Source organism: Burkholderia stagnalis (assembly GCF_902830275.1).
GTDB lineage: Bacteria > Pseudomonadota > Gammaproteobacteria > Burkholderiales > Burkholderiaceae > Burkholderia > Burkholderia stagnalis.
The window spans coordinates 166,402-189,983 of sequence record NZ_CADESW010000003.1 but is presented as its reverse complement, the minus strand read 5'-3'; the positions used below and the strand labels follow the sequence as shown (position 1 = coordinate 189,983).

Sequence of the window (23,582 nt, the reverse complement as noted above, 5' to 3'; positions counted from 1 at the left end):
GCAGGTGCGGCGCGAAAGATCTTCGCGCCGCGGGTACAGGCGCGTCCTTAGCCGGGCGCGCCGGGGTGGGACCGGGAGCGGATCGCGACCGGCGCAGACGACATCAACACAAGAAGAGAACCACGATGACTAAATACAGGACGATCGGAACGACATCGAAGATGCTGCTTGCGTGGGGACTCCCGGCACTGGCCGGCGTCTCGCTGACGGGCATGGCTTACGCGGACGACGCGGCTCCCGCGCCGCTGACGGTGGCGCAAGCCGCACCGGGTGCGACGGTCGCGCAGGCCTCGACGCCGAACGCGATCATCAACGCCGAGGCCACGCAGGCCGTCACGCCGCCGGACGAGCCGTCGGCGCAGTCGAAGTCGAACGGCTTCATCGCCGACAGCCATCTGAACTTCCTGTTCCGCAACTACGCGGACGTGCTCGACAACAAGGGCGGGCCGCACCGCCATGCGTGGGTCCAGGGCGCGATGGCGAACTACGAGTCGGGCTTCACGCAAGGCCTGATCGGCTTCGGCGTCGATGCATCGGTGTATGCGGCGTTGAAGCTCGACGGCGGCAAGGGCGGCGGCAACATGGTGCACATCGCGAAGGGCGGCGGCGGCTCGAACCAGCTCGCGTGGGCGTATCCGGGCATCTACGACGTGAAGGCGCGGATCTCGAACACGGTGGTCAAGTACGGTCTGCAGGCCGTCGACAACCCGTTCATGGAACAGCACGACAACCGTGCACTGCCGCCGACGTTCCTCGGCGCGACGCTCGTCAGCAACGAATTCAAGAACGTGATGCTCGAGGCGGGCAGCTTCACGAAGACCGACGCGCGCGGCCACACGACGCTGACCAACCTGACGAGCCAGTACGGCGGCACGCGCATCGACCGGCTGACCTACGCCGGCGGCACGTGGGACTACTCGCCGGACGGCGAGGTCGCGCTGTACGCGAACCAGGCGGACGACGTGTGGCGCCAGTACTACGCGTCGATCAAGCACAGCATCGGCAGCCCGAAGACGGTCAAGTGGACGGGCTTCGCGAACATCTACTCGACGCACGACACGGGCGACAAGCGCCAGGGCGAGATCAACAGCAACGCGTACAGCCTGTCGCTGGCCGCGCAGCACGGCCCGCACGAGCTGCTGCTCGGCTACCAGGAGGTGCTCGGCGACCAGTTCTTCGACTACCTGAACGAGACGAACGGCATCTTCCTCGCGAACTCGATGGACGTCGACTACAACGCGCCGCACGAAAAGTCGCTGCAGCTGCGCTACACGTTCTACGGCAAGGACGCGGGCCTGCCGGGCTTCAAGGCGATGGTGTGGGGCGTGACGGGCTGGGGGGCGGACGGCGGCAAGATGGCGTCGCAGGATCCGACCAAGTCGAGCATCTACTGGGTCAACGGCGCGCCGGTGCAGGGCCGTCACCACGAGTTCGGCTTCATCCCGTCGTACACGTTCCAGAGCGGCAAGCTGAAGGACACGAAGGTTACCTTCATCGCGATGTGGCACGTCGGCTCGACGCACTCTTCGGATGCGACGAACCGCGAATACCGTCTGGTCGTGAACGTGCCGGTGAAGGCGTTCTGAGCGGAAGGTTCGACGAAGCGGCGCGCGCCGGTTGCGGCGCGCAGCGCGAAGCCGGCGCTCAGGCCGGCTTGTGCAGCCCGCCGACCGGGTCGTTCGCGGCGGGCGTGTCGCCGGCGAGCGACGTCAGCTGGCGGCCCGTGTCGCGCCACGCGTCGAGGCCGCCGCGCAGCGCGAGCGCATGGGGGAAGCCCGCGTCGGTCAGGCGCTTCGCCATCAGCGCGGCCGACACCTCGTTCGGGCACGAGCAGTACACGACGAACTTCTGCGTGAGCGGGTAGCGCGCAACGATGTCGCCGACGTGACGATCGTCGGCGAACTGCGCGCCGGGAATCGCGAACGGGTCGAGCTTGCGGTGTTCTTCGGAACGCACGTCGAGGATCACCGGCGCGATCGGGTCGCGCAGCAGCGCTTCGAGCTCGTCGACGCCGATCCGCGCATTCGCGAGCTGGCGGATCAGCGCGCGGCGGCGCATCCAGCGCACGGCCGCATACATGCCGAGCAGCACGGCGATCACGAACAGCACCGCATGGCCGAGCCGGCTCGCGCCGGCGAACAGCCAGTCGATCTGCCGGTAGAACACGAGCCCCACGAGCAGCCCGCAGATCGTCCACAGCGCGGCGCCGAGCGCATCGTAGCCGGCGAACGTTCGGTAGCGCGTGCCGAGCGCGCCCGCCATCGGCACCGACACGAGCGACAACCCCGGAATGAAGCGCGCGACGGCGAGCACGCGCACGCCGTAGCGGCCGAAGAACCGCTCGGTTTTCCGCACGCAACTGTCGCGCGATAGCGACAGTCGGCAGATCGTCTTAAGCGTCGTGCCGCCGTAGCGGCGCCCGGCGACGTACCAGACCGTATCGCCGATCAGCGCGCCGAGCACCGACAGCGCGAGCACCGTGACGAGCTGCGAGCCGATCATCTCCGGATGCAGCATCGCCATCGCGCCGAACAGCACGAGCGTCGGCATCGCCGGCACGGGCAACCCGACCGCGGCGGCCAGCACGTTGGCGAAGACGAGAAGCGGCCCGTACTGGGCGACGAGGTCACGGAGCATGACGGCTGTCCGAAAAGGGGAACGCGCGGAAAGCGCTGGATGGGCCGATTATCGGCCATTTTCAAGACAGCGGCGGGACGTGGATGCGAGGGTGAGCCGGCGCGGCGTGCGCGGCTCACCGGTCGGACGGGATCAGGAGGAGCTGCGCGCGAGCGACGCCGCGCCGTGGTTCTCGCCGGGCAGTTCGGCGCCGTGCGAGCGGATTGCGGCGATCAGCTCGGCGGGCGTGATCTCGTAGCGGATCTCGCGATGAATGCCGGGCTTACGCTCGTCGATTTCGATCAGCAGCACGCTTTTGCCGTCGCCCGTCGCCTCGAGTCGCAACGAACGCAGTTCGCGGCCGTCGGCCGGGTCGTGTTCGGTGAGCAGGGTCATTGCCCCGGATGAGCCGGAAGTGCGCATCGAACCTATCCTCGTGTCGTATGTGCCATTAAGGCGAAGATGTCGTTTTAGCAAACAGCTTGACGGAGTTTAACGCGAACCGGCGTCAAACACGGACATTTTCGTGCGCTGCGAAATGAGGGCGGTACCGGCGATCCGTCTGATGGTTGGGCGCCGGCCGGGCGGCCCGGACGGCCTGCCGAGGTGTTGCCCGCAGCCGATGACGCACTGCGTCAGAAATGGCCGCGCGCGCCCCTGTCCGGATCGGCCAATTCGGATAATCTCGACGTTTTTCCCTCGCATGCCGGGCGACGCCCGACGCGGGCGCGTCCGCATGCCACTTCGCCACGATATGAATAACATCACGATCCGACACAGCGAGACGCACGACATCGACGCGATTCGGCAGATCGTCGCGCACCCCGACGTATACAGGAACACGCTGCAGGCGCCGTTTCCGTCGCTGGAGAAATGGCAGAAGCGCCTCGAGGCGGCTCGCGAGCGGGGCTTCAGCCTCGTCGCCGAACTCGACGGCGAAGTGGTCGGCCACCTCGGGCTTCATCCGGAACAGAATCCGCGCCGCAGCCACGTCGCGGGGTTCGGGATGATGGTCAAGGCCTCGCATCACGGGCGTGGCATCGGCAGCCGGCTGCTTGCCGCCGCGATCGACCTGGCGGAAAACTGGCTGAACGTCACGCGGATCGAATTGACGGTGTTCGCCGACAACCAGCCTGCGATCGCACTGTACGAGAAGCACGGATTCCGGATCGAGGGAACCTCGCCGGACTTCGCGCTGCGCGACGGCGAGTACGTCAGTGCTTGCCACATGGCGCGGCTCAGGCACACGACCCGGCCGTCTGACGGTACGCGATCGAATCGCCCCTGACCTGATCCCCCGCCTTTCTCCTTCCCCCACCTTTTTCTGCTGCGCGGTGCCGGCTTCAATCGGAGCGGGTACTGCGTATCCACGCGCGCTCGAAAGCAGTTGTTTTCGATTGAATCGAATTTTCAAATCACATTTTTTGCTTAATACGCTAAATGAGACGTTTTGAAGCATCAAATGAGACAAATCGAATAACGAGATATTGCATCATTTATCCCGTATTTGTCTAATGAAAGATTTTTCTGAAAATAGCCGAAATTAGCGGCTAAATTGACGATGATTTACAATTTATCGGCACAAGTTGGCGGTTTCTGAAGGGTTTTTCTCGAAATTGATGGATATAATCCGCTCCAGATTTTTGACGGGGTAAGCGGATTTAATTCCGGCAAATCCACGAAGCGGGTGGGCTCCGGGAACGACCAAGCGTCATGAATCGCATGGAACGTTGGTGACGACGCCAGGCCGATCATCCGGCTGGTTCGATCCCTAAATAATTCGGAGCCGGTTCGCATCGAGCGGGCGATTGCAATCGCAATCGACCCCGTGGGCCGTGCTCGCGAAAACAGAGCCAATTTGCTACGGGAAAGCATCAAAATGCCGCGGAATATCCTGTCCGTATCCGGCGCTCGACCGCAAGCCATCGGGGTGGCGCAGGTCGTCAACGCGGTTTCAGCCGCGCCGGAACCCGAATCCGTCGTTTGTGTGAACGACTTCACGTAACGCAGCGGTCCGGTGAAATAGCCGGTCGTGCCGCGACGTTGCCAGCATTTCGTCATCGCCTGGCGACTCCCTCGAATGTGAATCCGTAAGGCCGCGCAAGCGGCGCTGACAACACGGCAATCGGCCCGTGGGCCGGCGATCGTCTGCGCAGTCGCGCGGATGCGTCGTCGCGCCCGGACATTCCGGCGAATTTTCTCGCGCCAGGCGATCCGCGATCGCCGTCGTGCAGTTCAAGAGTTCAAGACGATTCGCAGTACTGATTTCTGTTCAATGCAACACAACTTGAAAAGAGGAAACGCAGAATGGAGAAGAAGCAAATTTCGATGCTTGTGACGGCGATGTTTGCGGGTATCGGCATCATGGGGGCGGGTGCCGCGCATGCGACTGGCTGCGGCGACGCGAATTTCGTGGATCGCGGCAATCCGGACAATTCCGGCACGTACAACAGCAGCCAGCCGGGATGGGCGCAAAACGGCGGCAGCGCGAACTGCACCGGCATCGCCCTCGGCGACGGCGCGAACGCGAACAGGAATGCGAGCGGAGACGGCACGGGCGGTTCGGTCGCGGTCGGCGTCAACGCGCGCGCGCTGAACAATTCGGCCATCGCGATCGCGCCGAGCGCGATGGCGGCGGGCAACAGCGCAGTCGCGATCGGCCGTCAATCGGCGGCGGTCGGTGACTACGCAACCGCACTCGGCAACGTTGCCGACGCGCACGGCGATCGTTCGATCGCGCTTGGCCACTCCGCCTATGCCGTCGATTCCCAAGCGGTGGCGATCGGCTCGGCAAAAGGCGGCGGGACCGACGGCGTATCGGGCGGCGCAACTTTCGACAGCAAGACGCAAACCCGCGCGGCCGGCAAGCGCGCGGTCGCGATCGGCGCGGGCGCGGTGACGAGCGGCGACGATCAGCTCGCGATCGGTTCGAACAGCATCGGCGCGAACAACGGCGGCACGCCGGTGTTCGGCGGCACGGCTGCGCCGGTGGGCGGTGCGGTGTCGTTCGGTTCGACCGGCAAGGAACGCCAGCTGAAGAACGTTGCAGCGGGCGCGGCCGACACCGACGCCGTCAACGTGCAGCAACTGAAAAACGTGAACAGCGGCCTGAGCACGTCGATCGGCAACGTCGACGCGCGCGTGACGAACGTCAACAATACGCTGAGCACGTCGATCACGAACGCGACGAACACGCTGAACCAGACGATCGACGCGAAGACGAAGAACGCCGTGAAGTTCACGGACGATTCGCACGCGGCGATTGCGCTCGACGGCAAGAACGGCACGACGATCAGCGGCGTCGCGGCCGGCGTGCAAAACACGGACGCGGCGAACGTCGGCCAGCTGAATACCGGCCTGTCGAACGTGACGAACACGGTCAACAACCAGATCAGCCAGCTGAGCACGTCGATCACGAACCAGATCGGCAGCGCCACGAAAAACGCGGTGCAATACGACGGCGATGCTCACACGCGCGTCACGCTCGGCGGTACGAATGCGAGCGCACCGGTTGCGCTGGCGAACGTCGCAGACGGCGTCGCGAAAAACGATGCCGTGAACGTCGGTCAACTGTCGAAGGCGACGGGCGGCCTGCAATCGCAGATCGACACGACGAACAACATCGTCACGACCCACACGCAGAACATCACGGCGCTGCAGCAGGCGGACACGCGCAACGTGAAGTACGACGGTGCGCAAGGCTTCGACTCGGTGACGCTGGCCGGCGCGAACGGCACGACGCTCACGAACGTCAAGGCCGGTGCGCTGGCGGCGGATTCGACCGACGCCGTCAATGGCTCGCAGCTGTATGCAACGAACCAGCAAGTCGGCACGAACGCGGCGGCCATCACGAACATCGATGGCCGGGTGACGAAGGTCGAGGGTGGCGTCGTGCAGAACACGACCGACATTTCGAACCTGCAGGCCTCCGATGCGCTGTCGGTGAAATACGATACGACGGCGAAAAACTCGGTGACGCTCGGCGGTGCGAACGCGGTCGCGCCGGTCACGTTGTCGAACGTCGCAGACGGCGTCGCGAAAAACGATGCCGTGAACGTCGGTCAACTGTCGAAGGCGACGGGCGGCCTGCAATCGCAGATCGACACGACGAACAACATCGTCACGACCCACACGCAGAACATCACGGCGCTGCAGCAGGCGGACACGCGCAACGTGAAGTACGACGGTGCACAAGGCTTCGACTCGGTGACGCTGGCCGGCGCGAACGGCACGACGCTCACGAACGTCAAGGCCGGTGCGCTGGCGGCGGATTCGACCGACGCCGTCAACGGCTCGCAACTGTTCGCGACGAACCAGAACGTGAAGCAGCAAGGCGACGCGATCACGTCGATCGACGGCCGCGTCACGCAGAACACGACCCACATCGGCGCGCTGCAGCAGGACGCGCTGCAATGGTCGAAGTCGGCCGGTGCGTACGACGCGTCGCATAACTCGGGCAGCGCGCAGAAGATCACGAACGTGGCGGCGGGCGACGTTTCCGCAACGAGCACGGACGCGATCAACGGCGCGCAGCTGAAGTCGGTGCAGGACCAGATCAACGGCAACATCGGCGGCGTGACGAAGAACGCGGTGCAGTACGACACGGATGCACAGGGCAATCGCACGAATTCCGTCTCGCTGGTCGGCGGCGCATCGGGCCCGGTGACGATCAACAACGTTGCGGCGGGCGACCTGTCGGCGAACAGCACGCAAGCAGTCAACGGCGCGCAGCTGTATGCGACCAACCGGAACGTCGCCACGCAAACGTCGCGCGTCGACAATCTGACGGCGAACGTGTCGTCGCTGACGAGCAATCTGTCGGTCACGAACGCGAACGTGTCGAACCTTCAGGCCGCGGACAAGCTGAACGTGAAGTACGACGCGGCGGGCAAGAATTCGGTGACGCTCGGCGGCGCGGGTCATGCGCCGGTTGCGCTGTCGAACGTCGCCGACGGCGTGAGCGCGAACGACGCGGTGAACGTCGGCCAGCTGTCGAAGGCGGCGGGCGGCCTGCAATCGCAAATCGACGTGCAGGGCGACAAGATCACCAACGTCGACCAGCGCGTGACGACGAACACGACGAACATCGGCCAGAACACGACCGACATCGCGGCGCTCAAGCAGGACGCGCTGCAATGGAACGCGGGCATCGGCGCGTACGACGCGAGCCACGGCACGGCCTCGCCGCAGACGATCGCCAACGTGAAGGCCGGCCAGGCCGACACCGACGCGGTGAACGTCAAGCAGCTGAAGGACTCGGTGTCGTCGGGCGTGAACAACGGCGCGACGAACGCGGTGCTGTACGACGACAGCAGCAAGCGCCAGGTGTCGCTCGGCGCCGGCAACGGCGGCGCGCCGGTGCGCGTGACGAACGTCGCGGAGGGCGGGGTCCAGGCCGGCAGCCTCGACGCGGTGAACGGCTCGCAACTGCGCTATGCGACCGACAGCGCGGCGGCCGCGCTCGGCGGCGGCGCGTCGGCGAACACGAACGGTTCGATCAATGCGCCGAAGTACGACATCGGCGGCACGTCATTCAACAACGTCGGTGATGCGCTCGGCAATCTCGACGGCCGCGTGACGAGCAACGCGACGACGATCCAGAACCACGAAACGCGCCTCGGCAACGCGGAAACGAACATCGCCAACAACACGACGATCATCTCGGGCCTGCAGCGTGACGCGCTGCAATTCGATCCGGCCGCCGGTGCCTACAACGCGGCGCGCGACGGCGTGGCCACGAAGATCACCGGCGTCGCGGACGGCAACGTGGCCGCAGGCAGCAAGGACGCGGTGAACGGCGGCCAGCTGTTCGGCGTGAAGTCCGACCTCCAGCAGCAGATCACGAACGTGTCGAACCAGGCCGGTGAAGCCGTGAAGAACGTCGTGAAATACGACGTGGACGCGAACGGCAGCCGTCTGAATTCCGTGTCGCTCGTCGGCGGCGACGCGGCGTCGCCGGTCGTGCTGAAGAACCTGGCGGCCGGCGTGGACGATACCGACGCGGTGAACGTGAAGCAGCTGAAGGCGGTGCAGTCCGGCATCAACCAGCTCGGCGCGATGGCCGTGACCTACGACGACAGCTCGAAGAGCATCATCACGCTCGGCGGCGGCGCGGGCGGCACGAAGATCACCAACGTGCAGGCCGGCACGCTCAGCGCAGCCAGCACGGACGCCGTGAACGGCTCGCAGCTCTACGCGACGAACCAGCAGGTCGCGAAGAACACGACCGACATCACGAACCTGCAGGAGAACGTGACCAACGTGACCAACGGCAAGGCGGGCCTGGTGCAGCAGCAGGACCCGAACGGCCAGATCACGGTCGGCGCGGGGACGGGCGGCACGTCGGTGAACATCGCCAACAGCGCCGGCGGGAATCGCGTGCTGACCGGTGTCGGGGCGGGCGTCAACAGCAACGACGCGGTGAACGTCGGCCAGCTCAACAGCGCGCTGCGGGACGTGTCGGCCAATCAGGCGATTCGGGCGGCTGCCACCGATGCGAATACGACCTGGATCACGCGCGCGGAGGCGGGCTCGTTCGGGTCGACGGCAACCGCGACCGGCAAGAACGCCGTCGCGGTCGGCCAGGGCTCGGTGGCGGATCGCGACAACTCGTTCTCGGTCGGCGCGAAGGGCAGCGAGCGGCAGGTCACCAACGTCGCGGCCGGCACCGCGCCGACCGATGCGGTGAACGTGCAGCAGTTGAACGACAACGTCGCGGCAGCGCGCAGCTACACGGATCAACGCGTCGGCCAGGTTTACAACGACCTGAACACCGTCAAGAAGGACATGTTCGGCGGCGTGGCGTCGGCATTGGCGGTTGCCGGCCTTCCGCAACCGACCGGGCCGGGGCGTTCGATGGTGTCGGCGGCAACGGCGAACTACCGCGGCCAGCAAGGTTTCGCGGCGGGTTACTCGTACGTGACGCAGAACGACAAGTGGGTCGTCAAGGCGTCCGTCACGGGCAACACCCGCTCGGACTTCGGCGCGGTCGTCGGCGCGGGCTACCAGTTCTGACGCAAGCCGTTTCGTGACGCCGCACTTGCGTTGAGTGCGCGGCTCGACGATACGACATGCCCACCCGGGCATGTCGTATCCAGACATGACTTTCGAGTGGGCATCGACACCGGTTTGCCTGCACAATCCCGCCGCGGATCGTCTCGCGGAGGGCAGCGGTAACCGGGCGCGACGCATGCAAGCTGGCCTGTCGACGACGGCGCGGCTCACGAATGATCAGAACAAGCATCGCAACAGCCATCAAGAATGCGAGGGGATCATGGCTTCCGGGGAAGTCTTCTTATCGACCGACAGTGTCGAGCCGGCGCTGCGCGACGAATACTGGCGCCAGGTCACGCGGCCCATCGTCGATACGGCGCCGATCGCCGGGCACGCGGACGCGCGGCTGGCCGGCACGCTGGCATCGCGGATGCTCGGCGAGCTGCTGATGTGGCGGACGTCGTTCAATGCGCAGCAATACCGGCGCGATCGCCGGACCATCCAGCAAAGCGGGTTCGACCAGTACCTCGTGCAACTGGTGCGCTCGGGCTCGTTCGCCGGCAACTTCAACGGCGTCGACGTGCACGCGGGGCCGGGCGACATCTACATCATCGATCTCGGCCAGCCGATGGTCGGCCGCGTGGATGCGGGCGAGGCCGTCGCCGTCTTCGTGCCGCGCGAAGGGCTCGAGAAGGCGTCGGGCGGGCGCGACCTGCACGGCGTCGTGCTGAGCGCGAAACGGGCGATCACGGGCTTGCTCGCCGATTACCTGGTGGGCATGTATGCGCTGAACGAGCAGGTGTCGCAGGCGCAGTCCGTCGCCGTGCAGGACGCGATGATGGCGTTGCTCGCGGCCGCGCTCTCCGGGGCGGAGTCGCCTGCCGGCAAGCGGCCCGGCGCGCATGGCGCCGCGCTGCGCACGCGGATCGTGCAGTACATCGCGCAGCATGTCACCGATCGCAACCTGGGCCCCGACGCGCTGATCGCGCATTTCCGCATTTCGCGCGCGCACCTGTACCGGGTGTTCGAGGCGGACGGCGGCGTCGCACGGTTCATTCGCGACCGGCGTCTCGATCTTGCGTATCGGGCGCTCGTCGATCCGCGCTCGACCGGGCAGACGATCAAGGAAGTCGCGTTCCGCTACGGCTTCTCGAGCAGCGACATGCTGGTGCGCGCGATGCGTCAGCGCTTCGGCGTCACGGCGCGCGAGATCCGCACCGAGCATCGGGCGCACTTCGCGGCCGGCCATGACCTGTCGAGCCTGCACATTCACTTCGCGCGCCATGCCGTGCCGGGCGGCCGGGATTGCAGGCGCGAGTGAGGCGAACGGCGCCGGGGCGTACGCGATTCGGGGAAACGCGGCTAATGGACACGGAAAAAAAGAAGCCACACGGAGGTGGCTCAAGAATGGCACAAATATTACCGAACACGGGGTGTATCCGGTGCGAAATTGTTGCATTCTTTCCGGTTCAGTTGAATAACAGCAGGACTCTAATTGTCTCGTTTTTACCCGGGTGACGTCCCAAATCCGCACGGCAATCGTTTTACATGGGGCGTCACGCCGCCGGATGCCGGCATGACGGCGCCGCGTCGGTGCGATTCAGGCCGATGCCCGCGAAGCGGCGTCCGGCGTCGCGTGATAGCTCGCGAAATGATCGTGCAACGTGAGCATGCCGCTGCGCGCTGATACCGATTCCATGCGCGCCCGCTTCGCGTCGCTGGGCGTGACGCCGAAGTGCGCGCGGAATGCGCGCAGGAACTGCGCGTTGCTGGTGAATCCGCATTCGGCGGCGATTTCCGCAATCGACCGTTCGCGGCCGCGCGGATGCCGCAGCGCGACGTAAGCCGCATCGAGGCGCTTGTTGCGAATGACGCGGCTCACGCCGCCGTCGTCGGCGAAGGTCCGGTACAGATGGGCGCGCGAGATCCGGAACCGGCGCATCAGCAGGTCGGGATTCAGTTCCGGCCGCGTCAGGTTCGCGTCGATGAATTCCATGATGCGCTCGCGCAGCACGTCCGCCAGCACCGATGCGGTTTCGCGCGCCGCGACGTCTTCTCCGGCGAGGCCCGCGGCCAGCAGCGCGGTCATCGCGTCCTGCGCGGCAAACGATTCGCGCGCCGACAGGCGTGCCGATGCCGCCATCAAGCCGTGCAGGAAATCGACGAGCAGCTGCGTCAGCGGCCGGCCGGCCTTCAGCACGACGCCGTGCAGGTCGTGCCGCCCCAGCGCACGCTCCAGCGCTTTGCGCGGCACGGCCGTCGTCAGCGTCGCGCCGGCCTCGACGCGGCTGTCGAAGGTCCGCGTGAGATCCATCACGCAGATGTCGCCGGGCTCGACCGCGACATTGCGCAGGCCGAACATGCCGCGCAGCGATCCGGCGGTGATGACCTGGATCACGTAGTCATCGAGTCCGCCCTGCGCAATCACGCGCCGGTCGCGCCGGTATTGCTGCGCGTTGAAGGTCGTCTCGCCCATCAGCAGGCCGCCGACCGGCCGGCTCTGGATGGTGCCCGCCAGCGTGGCGTTCGCGCCGTCGCCGAGCGGTGTCGTTTCAAATACGGGCAGCGTGACCTCGCGCCAGAAATCATTGCGCAGCCCGGGTTCGACCGCGTCGGTGGAAATGATGATCTCTGGCTGCGTCATGACAGTCCTGGCCCTGGATTCGGTGATTTTTTAAAGCGCACGCGAATACGGCGAATGGACAGACATGGCCGGAACGATTCCGGCGGGAGAAGCGCGCGCGAATTTTCGACGGCGCAACTATACACGCTTCGGTGAATGCGAATATTGCAAATTTCCAATTCGTGCGCAGGTCGGCGCGCAACGCGGAAATTCGGCCTGAATGGCAATAAAAAGCGGATGAAAATCGGTAATTGTTCCAGATTCGATCGCGTTGTCGCGCAATGCGGGGCGGGGTGGAAATGCGTCAGGAAATTCCATTTCATATCCAATTGAAAATTGATTCGTTTTCATCTGGATGCACGATCCGTATCGTTCTACGATTGGCCGAATGCCGGCCGGAATACGCGCGCGTTCGCGAGTGCCGCGAACGGTGTCGAGCGAAAACGGCGCGTATTTCGCTGTCCGGACGCATTCGCAAATGTTTGCGGCGAGCCGTGCGCTGCGTGCGCGCGATTCGCGTTTCACGGCCGCGGCGCATGCAGCGTGCGTTGCGCGGCCTTAACGATCCATGGAGACCGCATCGATGCAAACCTCTATCCGGACCCTGACCGCCGCATGGCTGCTTGCGGCGGCAAGCGCGGCATTCGCGGCCGAGACGCCGCGCGAGCCCGTGCATGTGCCGCCCGGCATCGCCTGGCAGCAAGGCGACGTCGACGCCGCGTTCGCGCTGGCGAAACGGACCGGCAAACCGCTGCTGCTCTACTGGGGCGCGGTGTGGTGCCCGTCTTGCAACCAGGTGAAGTCGACGGTGTTCAGCCAGCAGGCATTCCGCTCGCGCTCGTCGTTCTTCGTGCCGGTGTATCTCGACGGTGACACCGAGAGCGCGCAGAAGCTCGGCGAGCGCTTCAAGGTGCGCGGCTATCCGACGATGATCCTGTTCCGCCCGGACGGCACCGAGGTCACGCGGCTGCCGGGCGAGGCCGATCTCGACCGCTACATGCGCGCGCTGTCGCTCGGCATGAACGCCGCGCATCCGGTGCGGCAGACGCTCGCGAACGCGCTGAAGGGCGATGCGTCCGGCGGCACGACGGTGACGCGCGACGAGTGGCGCATGCTGGCCGACTATTCGTGGGATACCGACGGCGCGCTGCCGGTGCCCGGCGACCGCGTCGCCGAGACACTGCAGACGCTCGCGCGACGCGCGCAGGCCGCCGGTGCGAAGGGCGATGCGCTGCGGCTCGAGCTGAAATCGGTGGTGGTCGCCGCGAACGGAGAGCCCGCGCAGGCCGGTGCGCTCGACAAGGCGGCCGGCGCCGATGCGTTGCGCACGGTGCTGCGCGATGCCGCGACCTCGCGTGCCGACGCCGACGTGCTGATCGCGGCGCCCGCGGGCGTCGTCGCGTATCTCGGCACGGATGCGGCCCGGCGCGTGCAGTTGCGCGATGCGTATGACGCGGCGCTCGCACGGCTGTCGGACGATCGCACGCTGTCGTCGATCGATCGCCTGATGGCGCTGCACGGCCGCGTGCTGCTTGCGCGCGGCGATGCCCGCAAGGGCACGCCGCTCGATGCGCCGGCGCTCGTCGGCGCGGTGCGCCAGCGCACGGCCGCGGCGATCCAGGGCGCGGCGAATGTGTACGAGCGCCAGGCGCTCGTCAGCGAGGCGGCCGATACGCTGACCGATGCCGGGCTGCTCGATGCGTCCGACACGTTGCTGAAGGCCGAACTGGGGCATTCGGCAACGCCGTATTACTTCATGTCCGGGCTCGCGGCGAATGCAAAGGCGCGCGGCGACAAGGCCGCGGCGCTCGACTGGTACCGCAAGGCGTACGAGAGCGCGACGGGCACCGCGACGCGGCTGCGCTGGGGCGCGACCTATTTCGCGAACGCGGTCGAGCTCGGGCCGGACGATGCGGCGCGGATCGAAGGGATCGCGGGCAGCGTGCTGGCGCAGGCCGGGCAGACCCGCGACGCGTTCTACGGTGCGAACCTGCGGGCGCTGACGAAGGTGGTCACGCAACTGACGCGCTGGCGCAACGGCGGCGCGCACGATGCGTCGGTCCGGACCGTCGTGAAGCAATTCGACGATGTGTGCGGGAAGCTGCCGGCCGGTGATCCGCAGGCGGCCGCGTGCGAGCGGCTGCTCCAGCCGGTGAAGACCTAGCGGAAAGGATGCGCCGCCGGCGCGCGGCGGCGGCGCATCAGCAGGTACTATGGGCGTCTTCCGCGCGCCGGCCCGGCATCGATGCTCCGGCGCGCGGCGACTTCACTCATCACTACGACGCCATGCCCCATCTGACGCTTGAATATTCCGGCAACCTCGACGGATTCGACGCCCGCGCGACGCTCGTCGCGCTCAACGAGGCGCTCGCCGCATCCGGCCATTTCGACGAACTCGACATCAAGAGCCGCGCATCGTGCTTCGACACGTTCGCCGTCGGCACCGCGCACGCGCCGCGCGCGTTCGCCCACGCGAAGCTCGCGATTCTCGGCGGACGGTCCGCCGACGTGAAGCGTGCGCTGTCGGAACAGTTGCTGTCGGTATTGGCGCAATGCTGCCGCGCGCCGTCCGGAACCCATTTGCAGCTGTGTGCGGAAATACTGGAGATCGAGCGCGAGTCGTACGCGAAGGCGGCGGTCGAGCCGCGTTGAGCAGGTAGCCCGGTTTCCGGGATCGACGGCGCACGCACCGGCAGTCTCCGCGCCGAATGAAGAACGGGGCAGGCCAAACGCATCGGTTTGCCTGCCCCGGGGAAGCGGCCCTCGCGCGATGGAGGGCTGCGCGTTGCGGTGTCGCGCTTACACGAGCCCCGTCGCGTAGTACACCGCGATCACGAAGAACACCGCCAGCGTCTTGATGAGCGTCACCGCGAAGATGTCGCGGTACGACTCGCGGTGCGTGAGGCCCGTGACCGCGAGCAGCGTGATCACCGCGCCGTTGTGCGGCAGCGTGTCCATGCCGCCGCTCGCCATCGCGACGACCCGGTGCAGCACGTCCAGCGGGATGTTCGCCGCCTGCGCGCCCTTGACGAACAGGTCCGACATCGCGGCGAGCGCAATGCTCATGCCGCCGGACGCCGAGCCGGTGATGCCGGCGAGCGAGCTGACCGACACGGCCGCGTTGACGAGCGGGTTCGGAATGCTCTTCAGCGCATCGCCGACGACGAGGAAGCCCGGCAGCGCGGCGATCACGCCGCCGAAGCCATACTCCGACGCGGTGTTCATCGCGGCGAGCAGCGCACCGCCGACCGCCGCTTTCGAGCCGGCCGCGAAGCGCTCGCTGACGCGCCGGAACGACGTGGCGATCACGAGCAGGATGCCGAGCAGCAGCGCGGCCTCGACCGACCAGATCGCGACGACGGTCTTGATCGACGTCGTGACCGGCGTATGCACGCCGGGCAGCACGTCGGGCGTGACCGTGTACGACGTGCTGCCGTACCAGACGGGAATCAGCTTCGTGAGCGCGAAGTTCGACACGCCGACGAGGATCAGCGGCAGGATCGCGAGAACAGGGTTCGGCAGCGAATCGGTCACGACGCGCTCCGGCTCGTTGACGAGCGACGTGCCGTAGCCTTCGCCCTTCGCCATCGCGACGCGGCGGCGCCATTCGAGATACGACAGGCCGACGACGATGATGAACACCGAACCGATCGTGCCGAGTGCCGGGGCGGCCCAGGCGGTCGTCTTGAAGAACGTGGTCGGGATGATGTTCTGGATCTGCGGCGTGCCGGGCAGCGAATCCATCGTGAACGAGAACGCGCCGAGCGCGATCGCGCCGGGCATCAGCCGCTTCGGAATGTTGCTCTGGCGGTAGAGTTCGGCCGCGAACGGATACACCGCGAACACGACGACGAACAGCGACACGCCGCCATAGGTGAGCAGCGCGCACACCGCGACGATCACCGCATTCGCGCGCGAGCGGCCGATGTAGCGGATCGCCGCGTGGACGATCGACTCGGAGAAGCCGGACAGTTCGATCACCTTGCCGAACACCGCACCGAGCATGAACACCGGGAAATACAGTTTGACGAAGCCGACCATCTTCTCCATGAAGATGCCGGAGAACACCGGCGCGACGGCGGCCGGATCGGTCATGAGCACCGCGCCGAGCGCGGCGATCGGCGCGAACAGGATCACGCTGTAGCCGCGATACGCGGCGAACATCAGGAACGCCAACGCGGCGAGGACGATCACGAAAGACAAGAGAGTCTCCTAATGGCTTTGGTTGTTGTTCGGTCGTGCGGCGAGCCGCCGCAGTGGACCGGCTCAGGTTCGTGCAGGTTTCGTGCCACCGGCCGCCGTGCGCCGCCGGACGCGGATCCGGAGGTGGCCGGCGGGCCCGCGCCGGCCAATCTTCAGGCGATTCTACATAAATCGTCTTGATCTGGAGACAGGTTGGCCGCACGGACGACCCCGGAAACCGTACGGAATGCGATCCGACAAGGCATTGCGGGATGTCTCCAGAATGAGATAATCCGTCTCGTTCCGGAGACATTCGACAACAAAAATACGTGGAGACGACGACACGATGATGAACGACTGGGCGCGCTTGCCCGTCGATTACGGCGACGTGCTGCGGCGCGCCGCCGAATCGCTGTTCAGGACGTTCGAGGATTCGAGCGCCGGCACGCTGATCGTCGATCACGACGCGCGCATCGTATGGATGAACGAGCGCTATGCGGCGCGTTTCGGTTTCGCCGATCCGCAGCAGGCGGTCGGGCTCGACTGCGAGGCCGTGATTCCGCACAGCCTGATGCGCGAGGTCGTGTCGACCGGGCAGCCGATCCTGCTCGACATCATGGAGACGGGCCGCGAGCCGCTCGTCGTGACCCGCCTGCCGCTGAAGAACGAGGCGGGCGAGACGGTCGGCGCGATCGGCTTCGCGCTGTTCGACCAGCTGAAGACCCTGACGCCGATCTTTTCCCGCTACGTGCAGCTGCAGCAGCAGTTGATCGCGACGCAGCGCTCGCTCGCGCAGGCGCGCCGCGCGAAGTACACGTTCGCGAGCTTCGTCGGCACCAGCGCGGCGAGCCTCGAGACCAAGCGCCAGGCGCGCCGCGCCGCGCAGGTCGATTCGCCGGTGTTGCTGCTCGGCGAGACCGGCACCGGCAAGGAGCTGCTCGCGCATGCGATCCATGCGGCGTCCGCGCGCGCGCTCCAGCCGCTCGTGACCGTGAACGTCGCCGCGATTCCCGACACGCTGCTCGAAACCGAGTTCTTCGGCGCGGCCCCCGGCGCGTACACGGGCGCCGATCGCAAGGGGCGTGTCGGCAAGTTCGAGCTGGCCGATCGCGGCACGCTGTTTCTCGACGAGATCGGCGACATGCCGCTGCCGCTGCAGGGCAAGCTGCTGCGCGTGCTGCAGGACAAGGAATTCGAACCGGTCGGCTCGAACCGCATCGTGCGCGCCGACGTGCGGATCATCGCGGCGACCTCGGCCGACCTGCCGGCGCTCGTCGCCGCCGGCCGCTTCCGCGCCGATCTCTATTACCGGCTCAATGTGCTGACGATTCATGCGCCGCCGCTGCGCGAGCGTGCGTCCGACATCGCGGCGCTCGTCTATGCGACGCTCGAGGAGCTTGCCGCGCAGCACGGGCGCGCTGCGCACTGCGAACTGACCGACGATGCGCTGCGGATGCTGTGCGCGTATCCGTGGCCGGGCAACGTGCGCGAGCTGCGCAATACGCTCGAGCGCGCGCTGATGCTGTCCGATCGTTCGGTGATCGATGCGCGCGCGCTTGCGCCGTTCCTCGGGCCCGCGCGTGCGCAGCCCGACGGCATGCCGCACGCGCCGGGCGCGGCCGCGTTGCCGCCGGCTGAGCCGGACGCGGGCGCGGCGCCGTCCGTCTCGTATGCCGACGCGCTGGCCGCTTGGGAGCGCCAGTTCCTGACCGATGCGCTCGCCGCCTGCAACGGCAGGGTGGTGGACGCGGCCGCGCGTGTCGGCATCGGGCGCGCGACGTTCTACAAGAAGCTGGCGGCGCTGGGCATCGACTGGTAGTGCCGCGCGTGCCGGCGCGGCCCGAACGAGGAGGCGGCAATGAAGCGAACCTGCATCGCGCGGTGGCTGGCCGTGACGCTGGCGGCGTCCGTGCTGGCGGCATCCGCGCGTGCGCAACAGGACGCGGCCGGCGAGCAGGCCGCGCGGCGCAACTGGTACAACGATCCGTTCGTCGCGCTGTCGCAGGACGTCGCCGGATGCCCGGTGCCGCTCGGGCCGTGGATGACCAAGGCGGAGATGGCGGACGACGCGCATTACCGCGCCGAGCGCGGCACGACCTGCTGGCTCGCGCATCGCTGCACGAAGCCGAACTCGTATATGTACGACGCGCCGATCGCGGACGCGGCGAAGGCGCACTTCGCCGGCTCGGCAAGCCTGGGCGGCACGAGTCTGTGGATCACCGTGCAGCGGCGGTTCATCTACGTGGAAGGATGCGCGAGCGCGTCGTTCGATCGTGCGGCGCTGCAGCGGGAGCTGGAGGCACTGCCCGACGTCGAGCAGGTTTTCGTTCGCATCACCGACGATCCGCACCGGTCGGTGCCGTACAAGACGCGCGCGCGGCCCGACCGGGTGCCGAATTGACGTGTGTGCGGAATGACATGGCATACTCGCGACATTTAAAAAAAGGTTGACGGAAAGAACAATGAAACACATGCTTGCGTCGGTCTGTCGACGGCCTGGAGCGCTGATGCGACAGGCCGGGGCGATGGCTCTCATGGCGGCGCTCGGGGGTTGCGGCGGAAGTGCCCCGCTGTTTACTTCGGATGGGCGTCCGACCACGCTGGTGCAATGCACGAGCGGCGATTCGTGGAGCAATTGCACGGACAACGCACGCGCCACCTGCAATGGCGAATTCGACGTGCTGCAGCAGTCGGTCGACGGCGGCGTAAGGAGCCTTCTCTTCGCATGCAAGAAGAAAAGCGGTTATTGATCCCGTTTTCTCAGGCCGAGGAGTTTCCCGATCGCGCCGGGGCCTTTTCTATTTGCTTCGAGTCACCTATTTTTCATAAATAACACTCAGGGAACTCCATCCATATGGCGACCTACAGGCAACTGACAGCGCAACTCGAAAAGCTTCAGCAGAAGATCGATAAGGAACGCGAAAAGGCGATTACCGACGCCATCGCGTCGATCCGCGCGAAGATCGAGGAATTCGACATTACGCCGGAGGAACTCGGCTTCCGTTCCACGGCCGCGCCTGTCAAGGCCAAGCGTCCGCTGCCGCCGAAGTATCTCAATCCGAAGACCGGCGAAACCTGGAGTGGCCGCGGCCGTGCGCCGGCCTGGCTCGGCAAGAACCGGGCGCGTTTCCTGATCAAGGACTGACTCCCGAAAAGCCTCACCTTTCCCGCGCTGACTGACGGTGCGCATGGCCGAATGGCCATCGCACCGTTTTGTTTTTGGGGCGGCGCGAAGCAGGGCGATTCGCCGAATCGCGACGGCGCGCGGTGCGATTGCCGTACGCCAATCCGTTAAAGCGCCGCGATTTATCCGCATGTCGCGCCGATTTCCGGTAAACAGCGCGGTAATCGCATGTCGCCCATGTGCTCCCGCGCGCGATGCGCGTGGTGCATGTGCCGCGCATGTTTTCATCACCTTTGGCGTTTTCGCGCATTCCGGCGCGCAATTCCCGAACATTCTCACCTTCGCTCCTGTAAATCCTCACCTTTGCCAGGTCGGCCGCGTTGCCGTTGCCGAGGTGCTGCATGAATGCATGATGCGCGGCTTGATCGCGGGCAGGTAGCTGGCCGTTCGGCATATAGGCAGCCGCGGGCGGTTCGCCTATGCTTGAACTCGCGTCGACCGGGCGCGCGGCTCGCCGAGCCGGGGCCGGCCGTCTTTCCTTACCGTATGGAGCCGATGTGACTGTTCGCCATCTCGATGCGCTGTTCCAGCCCAGGTCCGTTGCGGTCATCGGTGCATCGCCGCGCGCGGGCAGTATCGGCGCGATGGTGTGGGCGCGCGTGCTCGACGGCGCGTTCCAGGGGGCCGTGTGGCCGGTCAACCCGAAGCACCGCGAGTTGAACGGCTACCCCGTCGTCGCGGACGTCGGCCGGCTGCCGGCGCCGCCGTCGGTCGCCGTGATCTGCACGCCGCCCGCGACCTGGCCCGGCATCGTGCAGAAGCTCGGCACCCTCGGCACACGGGTCGCGGTGATCGTCGGCGAGGTGCGCACCGCCGCGGATCGCGCGGCGCTCGAGCGCACGCTCAAGGCGGCGCGGCCGTTCGTCCTCCGTATCGTCGGGCCGGGCAGCCTCGGCGTGCTGTCGCCGGCGCGGCATGCGCATTTCGGCGCGCCGGCCTACACGGTGCGCCCCGGCGGCGTCGCCTGGGTGTCGCAGTCGAACGCGCTGACGAACGCCGTGCTCGGCTGGGCGCAGGCGCGCGGCCTCGGCTTTTCGCACGTCGTCGCGCTGGGCGGCGAGGCCGATGTCGACGCGGGCGACGTGCTCGACTACCTGGCGAGCGATCCCGGCACGCGGGCGATCCTGCTCGAGCTCGACACCGTGCAGGCGGCGCGCAAGTTCATGTCGGCCGCGCGTGCGGCCGCGCGCAACAAGCCCGTGCTCGCGTTGCGCACCGGCCGGGCGGATCCGGGCGATGCGCTGTATACGGCGGCGTTTCAGCGCGCGGGGATGGTGCGGGTCGACGCGCTCGACGATCTGCTCGACGAGATCGAGACGCTCGGCGTCGGCCGTGTCACGGCGCGTGGTGCGGCGACCCTCGTGACGAGCGACGCGGGCGTCGCGAAGCTCGCGGTCGATGCCGTCGCGGAGGTGCGCGACGTGCTGGCCGAATGGCCTGAGGCGGCCACGGCGGCCGTCTCCGCCGCGCTGCCGCACCTCGACGCGCCCGCCAATCCACTGACGCTCGGCGACGACGCACGCCCCGAGCATTTCGGCGCGGTGGTGCGCGCGCTTGCGCCGTTTCCGCAAACCGGCACGCTGTTCGTCGTGCATTCGACGTCGCACAGCGCGCCGGCCGACGCCGTCGCGCGCATGCTGATCGACACGCGCCAGCATGCGCATCGCGGCATCCTCGCGTGTTTCTTTGGCGCGGTCGATGCGGCGACGCGCGACGCGCTGCATGCGAACGGCATTCCCGTGCATACGACGCCGCAGCGGCTCGCGCGTGCGTACGCGCGTCTCGTCGACTACAACCTCGGCCGCGAGCTGTTGATGCAGACGCCGGAGGCCACGCCGCCGCAGCCGGCGGCGTGCGTCGCGTCCGCGCAGGATGCGGCGCGCCGGATGGTGGAAGCGGGGCAGCACGAACTCGCGGGCGAGGCCGCGGCGCAGTGGTTGTCCCATTTCGGCCTGCAAGGTGCGGCGCCGGGCGACGCGCCGGATGCGGCGATCGTCGACGTGACGGTCGACATGCACGACGACCCGAACTTCGGCCCGGTCTTCCGCTATGCGGTGCCGCCGCCGGACGGCGCGTCGGCGCCGTTCGTCGTCTACGGGCTGCCGCCGCTGAACACCGTGCTCGCACGCGCGGTGATGGAGCGCTCGCCGTACGCGCGCCGCACGCCGGTCGAACCCGCGCTCGGCGCGTTCACCGCGCTGTCGCAGGTGGTGTGCGACGTGCGCGAAGTGGTCGCGATGACGGTCACGCTGCGCGTATTGCCCGATCGCGTGCGGGTGGTGGCGCCGCGCATCACGCTGGCGACGGGCCGCAGCCGGCTCGCGATCATGCCGTATCCGCGCCATCTCGAGCGAACGCTCGCGTGGGAGGGCGGGACGATGACGATCCGGCCGATCCGCCCGGAGGACGAGGCCGCGCACAACGAACTGCTCGGCGCGATGACGCCGGAAGATCTGCGGATGCGCTTCTTCGGCGCGGTGCGCAGCTTCGATCACTCGCAGCTCGCGCGCATGACGCAGATCGACTACGACCGCGAGATGGCATTCATCGCGTCGGTCGACGACGGCGCCGGCCAGTCGCACACGCTGGGCGCCGTGCGCGCGGTAACCGATCCGGACAACGAGACGACCGAGTTCGCGATCGCGATCCGGCCCGATCAGAAGGGCAAGGGGCTCGGGCGTCTGCTGATGGCGCGCATCATCGAATATGCGCGGTCGCGCGGCACTCCGTGGATGGTCGGCGAGGCGCTGCGCGAGAACACGCCGATGATCTCGCTGGCGCGAGCATGCGGGTTCGCGGTCACGTCGACGGAGGAACCCGGCGTCGTGGGCTTCAGGATGAAGCTGCAGGCCGACGCGTGACGTCGGCGGTGTCGCCCCGCCATCGGCCGCACGCTGAATCGATGCGCTGGCAACGATCCGGCCGCGACATTGAAGCGTGGCGAAGCGGCAGCAACGCAAGCTTCGCGATGCCTTCGCGTCGCCGGAATATCAAAGGTGAGCTTTTTCGGGAAGCCGCAGTGAGCCTTTCCGGGAACGCCTGGTGAGCGCTTTCGGGAGCAGTTGGTGAGCCCTTTCGGGATAGGCCGGTGAGCCTCTCCGGGAGCCTTGGGTGAGCCGTTCCGGGAGGCCAAGGTGAGTCTTTTCGGGAGACTGCAGTGAGCCTTTTCGGGAAGCCTCGGTGAGCCTTTTCAGGAGACGACAGTGAGCCTTTTCGGGAAGCTGAGGTGAGCGTCTGCGGGAAACTGAGGTGAGCCCTTTCGGGATGCGCAGGTGAGCGCTTGCGGGAGCTTGAAGTGAGGCTTTTCGGGAGCCGGCGCACGCCGGGCTCCCATGGGTGCGGCGCCGGCCATTGCAGCACGGCGCGCCGGTGTCGGCCATGTGCGGCCGCGGGGTCAGGCGGCCAGTTTCGTCGCCGCGTCGTTCACCTGCTCGCGCGAAATCGCGAGTTCTTCAAGATGCAGGTCGGCGTAGACAGCGCCCGTTTCGCGCTCGAGACGCGCGATCGTCAGCGCACAGCGCGCGCCGTCCTTCGGCATCGCGATGAAGCGCTTGACGGATTCGCCGGCCGTGAACGCGTCGAACAGCGCGCCGCGCACGTCGTCCGGGAGCGTCTTGGTCCATTGATACGGCTTGCCGTTGAACGTGATCGACGGCGGCAGCGTGCGCTCTTTCTTGGCTGCGGTGATGAGCCCGTAGGTGCGGGCGGCGTCGCCGATCTGCTCGGGCGAGAAAAGCTCGTCCGGCGTGATGTCGAACTGCTCGATGTAGTTTTCGATCGCCTGCATCGCGGCAGCGCGGTCGTCGCGCTTCTTTTGCGCGCGCGCGACGATGTCGCGCAGTTCGTCCGCCTCTTCGGGCGTGATCGTGAAGCTTGCCTGCTTCTGCTGGAGTTCGGAGAAACGCTGGAATTCGAGATCGCTCAGAAGTTTGGCCATGACATTCATCAGACACGGCCGCCGGCATGGCCGGCCGCCGTAGTTTT

The 23,582-nt window shown here is 66.8% G+C and carries 19 protein-coding genes; 11 read left to right on the top strand and 8 right to left on the bottom strand.

The genetic code is table 11. The annotated features are described in order from the left end of the window. Positions 1-125 precede the first annotated feature (125 nt). On the top strand, positions 126-1,586 hold the full coding sequence (locus HWY45_RS07865) for an OprD family porin (RefSeq protein ID WP_081059847.1): 1,461 nt from the start codon (positions 126-128) through the stop codon (positions 1,584-1,586). A 58-nt stretch (positions 1,587-1,644) separates the two neighbouring features. Here the strand turns inward: HWY45_RS07865 and HWY45_RS07860 are convergent, their stop codons facing one another. Both HWY45_RS07860 and HWY45_RS07855 read right to left on the bottom strand, forming a co-directional pair. Then, a complete protein-coding gene (locus HWY45_RS07860; protein WP_059565101.1) occupies positions 1,645-2,637 on the bottom strand; it encodes a DedA family protein/thiosulfate sulfurtransferase GlpE in 993 nt (330 codons plus the stop codon). 132 nt (positions 2,638-2,769) lie between these two features. Beyond that, complete coding sequence (locus HWY45_RS07855) at positions 2,770-3,039, bottom strand: hypothetical protein (RefSeq protein WP_059565102.1); 270 nt, start codon at positions 3,037-3,039, stop codon at positions 2,770-2,772. Between the two features lie 331 nt (positions 3,040-3,370). Between HWY45_RS07855 and HWY45_RS07850 the strand changes: the two genes are divergently transcribed. Next, the gene (locus tag HWY45_RS07850; protein ID WP_059879336.1) at positions 3,371-3,904 is read left to right on the top strand and encodes a GNAT family N-acetyltransferase; all 534 of its coding nucleotides are present in this window, start codon (positions 3,371-3,373) and stop codon (positions 3,902-3,904) included. Between the two features lie 278 nt (positions 3,905-4,182). Here the strand turns inward: HWY45_RS07850 and HWY45_RS07845 are convergent, their stop codons facing one another. After that, complete coding sequence (locus HWY45_RS07845; protein WP_150999067.1) at positions 4,183-4,677, bottom strand: hypothetical protein; 495 nt, start codon at positions 4,675-4,677, stop codon at positions 4,183-4,185. Positions 4,678-4,923: 246 nt separating this feature from the next. Between HWY45_RS07845 and HWY45_RS07840 the strand changes: the two genes are divergently transcribed. Both HWY45_RS07840 and HWY45_RS07835 read left to right on the top strand, forming a co-directional pair. Continuing rightward, the gene (locus HWY45_RS07840) at positions 4,924-9,630 is read left to right on the top strand and encodes a YadA-like family protein (RefSeq protein ID WP_059879339.1); all 4,707 of its coding nucleotides are present in this window, start codon (positions 4,924-4,926) and stop codon (positions 9,628-9,630) included. Between the two features lie 259 nt (positions 9,631-9,889). Then, positions 9,890-10,930 (top strand): helix-turn-helix domain-containing protein, encoded by a 1,041-nt coding sequence (locus HWY45_RS07835; RefSeq protein WP_059879583.1) that lies wholly within the window; start codon positions 9,890-9,892, stop codon positions 10,928-10,930. Positions 10,931-11,209: 279 nt separating this feature from the next. Here the strand turns inward: HWY45_RS07835 and HWY45_RS07830 are convergent, their stop codons facing one another. Both HWY45_RS07830 and HWY45_RS07825 read right to left on the bottom strand, forming a co-directional pair. After that, on the bottom strand, positions 11,210-12,253 hold the full coding sequence (locus HWY45_RS07830) for a helix-turn-helix domain-containing protein (RefSeq protein ID WP_059879342.1): 1,044 nt from the start codon (positions 12,251-12,253) through the stop codon (positions 11,210-11,212). A 117-nt stretch (positions 12,254-12,370) separates the two neighbouring features. Then, a complete protein-coding gene (locus HWY45_RS07825) occupies positions 12,371-12,757 on the bottom strand; it encodes a hypothetical protein (RefSeq protein ID WP_150999070.1) in 387 nt (128 codons plus the stop codon). A 58-nt stretch (positions 12,758-12,815) separates the two neighbouring features. On the opposite strand from HWY45_RS07825, the gene HWY45_RS07820 reads away from it, so the two are divergent. Then, entirely contained in the window at positions 12,816-14,396 is a 1,581-nt protein-coding gene (locus HWY45_RS07820; RefSeq protein ID WP_059879585.1) for a thioredoxin family protein, read from the top strand. An 8-nt stretch (positions 14,397-14,404) separates the two neighbouring features. Continuing rightward, entirely contained in the window at positions 14,405-14,884 is a 480-nt protein-coding gene (locus HWY45_RS07815; RefSeq protein ID WP_230946784.1) for a 5-carboxymethyl-2-hydroxymuconate Delta-isomerase, read from the top strand. 147 nt (positions 14,885-15,031) lie between these two features. On the opposite strand, the gene HWY45_RS07810 is transcribed toward HWY45_RS07815, so the two are convergent. Further along, a complete protein-coding gene (locus tag HWY45_RS07810) occupies positions 15,032-16,435 on the bottom strand; it encodes a GntP family permease (RefSeq protein ID WP_059565107.1) in 1,404 nt (467 codons plus the stop codon). A gap of 325 nt (positions 16,436-16,760) precedes the next feature. Here HWY45_RS07810 and HWY45_RS07805 point away from each other — a divergent pair, with 325 nt between their 5' ends. The 4 genes from HWY45_RS07805 to HWY45_RS07790 all read left to right on the top strand — a co-directional run bounded on the left by HWY45_RS07805 (position 16,761) and on the right by HWY45_RS07790 (position 19,559). Then, a complete protein-coding gene (locus HWY45_RS07805) occupies positions 16,761-18,233 on the top strand; it encodes a sigma-54 interaction domain-containing protein (RefSeq protein ID WP_059565108.1) in 1,473 nt (490 codons plus the stop codon). A gap of 39 nt (positions 18,234-18,272) precedes the next feature. Beyond that, on the top strand, positions 18,273-18,815 hold the full coding sequence (locus tag HWY45_RS07800; RefSeq protein WP_059565109.1) for a BON domain-containing protein: 543 nt from the start codon (positions 18,273-18,275) through the stop codon (positions 18,813-18,815). Between the two features lie 61 nt (positions 18,816-18,876). Then, complete coding sequence (locus HWY45_RS07795) at positions 18,877-19,164, top strand: hypothetical protein (RefSeq protein ID WP_230942023.1); 288 nt, start codon at positions 18,877-18,879, stop codon at positions 19,162-19,164. A gap of 104 nt (positions 19,165-19,268) precedes the next feature. After that, entirely contained in the window at positions 19,269-19,559 is a 291-nt protein-coding gene (locus HWY45_RS07790; protein ID WP_017331042.1) for an H-NS histone family protein, read from the top strand. Between the two features lie 13 nt (positions 19,560-19,572). Here the strand turns inward: HWY45_RS07790 and HWY45_RS07785 are convergent, their stop codons facing one another. Then, positions 19,573-19,992, bottom strand: a complete 420-nt coding sequence (locus HWY45_RS07785) for a hypothetical protein (RefSeq protein WP_150999072.1) — start codon at positions 19,990-19,992, stop codon at positions 19,573-19,575. A gap of 103 nt (positions 19,993-20,095) precedes the next feature. Here HWY45_RS07785 and HWY45_RS07780 point away from each other — a divergent pair, with 103 nt between their 5' ends. Further along, positions 20,096-22,459 (top strand): GNAT family N-acetyltransferase, encoded by a 2,364-nt coding sequence (locus HWY45_RS07780; protein ID WP_059801243.1) that lies wholly within the window; start codon positions 20,096-20,098, stop codon positions 22,457-22,459. Positions 22,460-22,992: 533 nt separating this feature from the next. On the opposite strand, the gene HWY45_RS07775 is transcribed toward HWY45_RS07780, so the two are convergent. Further along, on the bottom strand, positions 22,993-23,544 hold the full coding sequence (locus tag HWY45_RS07775) for a hypothetical protein (protein ID WP_059801245.1): 552 nt from the start codon (positions 23,542-23,544) through the stop codon (positions 22,993-22,995). Positions 23,545-23,582 lie beyond the last annotated feature (38 nt).